The 1497-nt window shown below is 61.5% G+C and carries 1 protein-coding gene; it reads left to right on the forward strand.

The window, feature by feature from the left end; genetic code table 11:
• The first annotated feature begins 677 nt into the window (after positions 1-677).
• Positions 678-1226 carry a DinB family protein gene (locus FF86_RS31035; RefSeq protein ID WP_313949848.1) on the forward strand — a complete coding sequence of 183 codons (549 nt, stop codon included), beginning with the start codon at positions 678-680 and terminating at the stop codon, positions 1224-1226.
• The last annotated feature ends 271 nt before the right edge of the window (positions 1227-1497 follow it).

A 1497-nucleotide genomic window follows, 5' to 3' on the forward strand; every position in this document is an offset into this window, starting at 1 on the left:
CCTCCGCGACTGACTCATTGATCTCCTCCGCTCACGGATCAATTATCCCACATAGGGATCACTGTCCGAAGAACGGGGACCACCTCAGACCATCGACCTGAATTCCGTCATCTTGACGTGGATGATTTGACCTCAGAGCGTCCGGGTNAGTTGGCGGATTCGGTGGATCTTGGCGGCCGAACGGCTTCTGGTCGAAGTGGTCGCGNACGGCAAGCGGGACGTGCTGGAGGGGCGGCTTAATCCGCGTTGCAGTGGATGCGTTACNCATCGAGAACCAGCAACTCCGCGACGCGCTCGCACACGTCCACGGTCAACTCCGAGCAGCCCGAACCGATCTTGATGTCGAGGATGGCTCCTGAGCTTCGGGATACCCTCGGCCCATAACGCGCCGGAACAGATCGACACAAGTCACGTGACACGCGCATAGCTTGGATGTTATCCTTGTGACCGATCCGGCTCTTCCTCGGCTCTGGACACGGCATTCCCCGAGGGCCCTCTGACGAGGNCCGAGAAGCGTTTGCAGCGCCTACATCCCCGGCGGGCCTCCGGCGCCGATGTCATCGGTGTTCTCCTTGGCAATCGAGACGAGCCCTGTCCGATCGGCCCTCATGCTGCTCGAGTACGCGCCCATGGTCTGATCCGTCAATGTCCTTTCAACCCAGAAAGCTGGACAATTAATGTTCATATGGCCCCGAATGACCACTGGACCCGAACGTCTCATGTTGGAGAGCTTGCTTGACCGCAACCGGCAAGCGCTCATCGACACCGCGCGAGGGCTATCCGAGACCGACGCACGGCGGCGCCTGGTCGTCTCACTGACCACACCGATCGGGCTGATCAAACACGCCGCCACCGCCGAGCGCATCTGGTTCCAACGCACCCTGCTCGGCCTAGACGAGTCCGCATGCGACGGCTACGCCACCGGTGACGACGGCAGTTTCGTTGTCGCCGACGGCGAAACGCTGGCCGACGTGATCGCCGAGTTTGAGCGTGCCAGCGAGCGTTCCCGCGTGATCGCCGCTGACTTCGAACTCGACGACACCAAGGCGCACCCCCGCGCTGGCGATGTCAGCCTGCGGTTTGTCTACCTGCTCCTGATCGAGGATTTCGCCCGTCACGCCGGCCATGGTGACATTCTCCGGGAACAAATCACCGCTTTGGCTTGGACAGGATACCCGGACCGCGACCTGACCACCAACCTGCCTCGAAAAGGCCAACTACCGTGAGAATCGGGTCGCTGGCGTCCCAGAACACCTGTCCCACGCCTGGTCAGAACCACAAGCCCAGACATGATCGTCGGGACTAACCCGACACGCCAACCGCCCGGCCCACACGACACGCCGACNGGCCCCCGCGGATTCCCATCCGAAGCTGTCCAACCCCAGGTCAAGACTTGATCGCCAGACATGATCCTCGGGAACGGACCCAATACCAGGAACTTAGGTTCTGATCGTGTAGGTTCGAGGGGTGCCGAGACGCGGTCAGGTGAAGGAGAAG

Source organism: Frankia sp. CpI1-P, from assembly GCF_001421075.1.
Taxonomy (GTDB): domain Bacteria; phylum Actinomycetota; class Actinomycetes; order Frankiales; family Frankiaceae; genus Frankia; species Frankia torreyi.